The 3,238-nt window shown below is 65.0% G+C and carries 2 protein-coding genes; both read left to right on the top strand.

The features are described 5' to 3' along the window. On the top strand, positions 1–762 hold a 762-nt coding region (locus tag AC07VS_RS28670), incomplete at its 5' end, for a DUF1302 family protein (protein ID WP_494752674.1). Positions 763–959: 197 nt separating this feature from the next. After that, positions 960–3,238, top strand: a 2,279-nt coding sequence (locus AC07VS_RS28675; RefSeq protein ID WP_494752675.1) for an efflux RND transporter permease subunit, incomplete at its 3' end; no start/stop codon positions are given.

The following is a 3,238-nucleotide window of genomic DNA, read 5'->3' on the forward strand; positions in this document are numbered from 1 at the left end:
CTGTACGCCCTGAACTACCACGACAAGGCGCCGCAGTTCTCGTCCAACATCAATGGCAGCGGCCTGGTGGGCTGGACCTATGCGCAAAACCGCCGCCTGTATGGCGTCAGCGCCAACTTCCCGCTGGGCGACTGGGCCATCGGCACCGAGCTGTCGTACCGTCCGCGTGATGCGGTGGCGCTCAATTCGTCGGTGGACGGTTGCGCCGGCAACGGCGGCAACTGCTGGGTGGACGAGAAGCGCTACCAGTGGCACCTGACCGGCATCTACAGCCAGACCCAGTCCAACTCCAAGCCCATTCTTGATTTCCTGGGCGCGGACACCGGCACCTTCATGGGCGAGCTGGTGCTGATCCGCTACCCGGGCCTGAAGTCGAGCTACAACGGCGAGCTGGTCTCGGCTGGGGGCTACAACTGGGGCCAGCAATACTCGGCCAGTGCCGCGCAGATCGCGGCGGGCACGCGCAACTCCTCGGGCATCAGCCTGGACTACAGCTGGGTGTACGACGGCAAGCTGCTCAAGGGCTGGCAGGTGGTGCCCGAGGTGGCGTACTTCAGGGCGCTGTCGGGGCGCACGCCCAACACGGCGGCCACCTTCATGCAGGGGGCCAGCTCGGTCAACCTGATCGTGAGCTTCATCCAGAACCCGGCGACCTGGCAGTTTGGCGTCAACTACGCGGCCTTCTGGGGCGGCAAGACGGTGTACGACCAGCCCCTGCGTGACCGCAACTTCGTGGGCGTGTACGCCTCGCGCAACTTCTGAGGCCCGCTGAGGCTTTGGATGGACTCCGTGTTTTTCTCTTCTTTCTCCGAGAAGGGTGGCGGGGGGGTTGATACCCCCGCCTTCACGGCCATCGCCCCCCGGGGCCTGCCCTGGGTGGGCGATGGCCTTTTTTCAATTTCTCTTGTTCGTGTTTTCTCTTCCGCTCTGCCTGAGCAGATAGCCTGAGGCCATACCTTATGTTGAACCAATGGGTCGGAGGCCTTGAGCGCTTCTTCTTCCTGTACCGCCGCGCCACGTTGGGCCTGCTGCTGGCGCTGACCGCTTTGATGGCCTTCTTTGCGCTGCAACTGCGCATGGACGCGGGCTTTGAGAAGCAGATGCCCAGCGACCACCCCTACATCCAGACCTTCCAGAAGTACCGCGCCGACGTGCTGGGCGCCAACCGGCTCAACATCGTCGTCAAGGCCCGCCAGGGCAGCATCTTCACGGTGGCGGGCCTGCAAAAGCTCTACGAGGTGACCCAGGGCGTGGTGTTCCTGCCCAGCATCGAGCGCCTGGGCGTTCAATCGCTGTGGACGCCCAACAGCTTTGTCAACGAGATCACCGAAGAGGGCTTTCGGGCCGACCCGCTGATCGACGGCACCATCTCCCCGGGCCAGCTCGACGAGGCCACCGTCAAGAAGATCCGCGAGGCCACCGCGCGCGGCGGCTTCATCGGCACCCTGGTCTCGCGCGACGAGAGCTCGGCCATGGTCACCGCCGAGATCATCGAGTACGACCGCGAGGGCAAGAAGGTCGACTACGTGGCCTACAACCGAGTGCTCGAAGCCCAGATCCGCCAGAAGTTCGAAGACGCGAACTTTGAGGTGCAGATCATCGGCTTTGCCAAACAGATCGGCGACATCGCCGACGGCGCCTCGGCGGTGCTTGAGTTTTGCGTCATCGCGCTGCTGCTGACGGCCGCGGCCGTGTACTGGTACTGCCACTCGCTGCGCTTCACCGTGCTGCCCATCGTGTGCTCGCTCACCTCGCTGGTGTGGCAGTTTGGTGCGCTGCACCTGCTGGGCTACGGGCTGGACCCGCTGGGCGTGCTGGTGCCGTTTCTGGTGTTTGCCATTGGCGTGTCGCACGGGGTGCAGCAAATCAACTTCATCGTGCGCGAGATCTCGCACGGCAAGAGCTGCTACGAGGCCTGCCGGGGCAGCTTCACCGGGCTGCTGATCCCGGGCACGCTGGCGTTGGTGACGGCCTTTGTGAGCTTTGTGACCCTGGTGATGATCCCCATCCCGATGGTGCGCGAGCTGGCCATCACCGCGTCACTGGGGGTGGCGTTCAAGATCATCACCAACCTGGTGATGCTGCCGGTGGCGGCCTCGTTCTTCAACGTGAGCAAGGCCTACGCTGACCGCGCCATGCTCAAGCGCGAGGCCCGCTCGGGCTGGCTGCGCACGCTGGCGCGGGTGGCCGAGCCGCGCAACGCCGCGGTGTGCCTGCTGGTGGTGGGCGCCCTCTTTGCGGTGGCCGTGGTCGAAGGCCAGGGGCGCGTGGTGGGCACCACCCAGCCCGGCGCGCCTGAGCTGCGCCCCGAGGCCCGCTTCAACCGTGACGCGGTGTCCATCTCAAGCAACTTTGACACCGGGCTCGATTGGCTCACCGTGGTCTTTGAGAGCACCGCCAAAGAAGGCAGCCCCGAGGCCGCCAGCCTGTGCGAGAACGTGAACCTGGGCCTGTACCAGGACCGCTTCACCTGGGCGCTGCAGCCCGTGCAGGGGGTGCTGTCGGTGTCCTCGTTCTCGGGCCAGATGCGGCTGTACAACGAGGGCTACAACGAAGGCAACCCCAAGATGAGCGTGGTGCCCATCGACCCGGGCAACTACGCGGCGCTGGCCACCGAGATCGGGCGCATCCGCGGCACCATGCGCAAAGACTGCAGCATGACGGCGGTGCACCTGTTCCTGACCGACCACAAGGCTGCCACCATCAACCGGGTGATTGCGGCGGTGGAGGCCTTCAAGAAGGCCAACCCGGGTGACGGGCCAGGCGAAGGCGTGCAGATCCGCCTGGCCTCGGGCAACGCGGGGGTGCTGGCGGCCATCAACGACGAGGTGGAGAAGAGCGAGCTGCCGATGATGCTGTACGTGTACGCGGCCATCGTGATCCTGGTGTTTTTGGTGTACCGAGACTTCAGGGCGGTGCTGGCGTGCTGCCTGCCGCTGACGGTGGGCACCTTCATCGGCTACTGGTTCATGAAGGAGCTGGACATTGGCCTGACGGTGGCCACCTTGCCGGTGATGGTGCTGGCGGTGGGCATTGGGGTGGACTATGCGTTCTACATCTACAACCGACTGCAGCTGCACCTGTCGCAGGGGCAGCCGATCGTGAAGGCGCTGGAGCACTCGATCCTGGAGGTGGGCACGGCCACGATCTTCACGGCCATCACGCTGGCGGTGGGGGTGGCGACGTGGTCGTTCTCGGAGCTGAAGTTCCAGGCCGACATGGGCAAGCTGCTGGCGTT

The sequence above is a fragment of the Curvibacter sp. GW821-FHT01G03 genome (assembly GCF_059422285.1).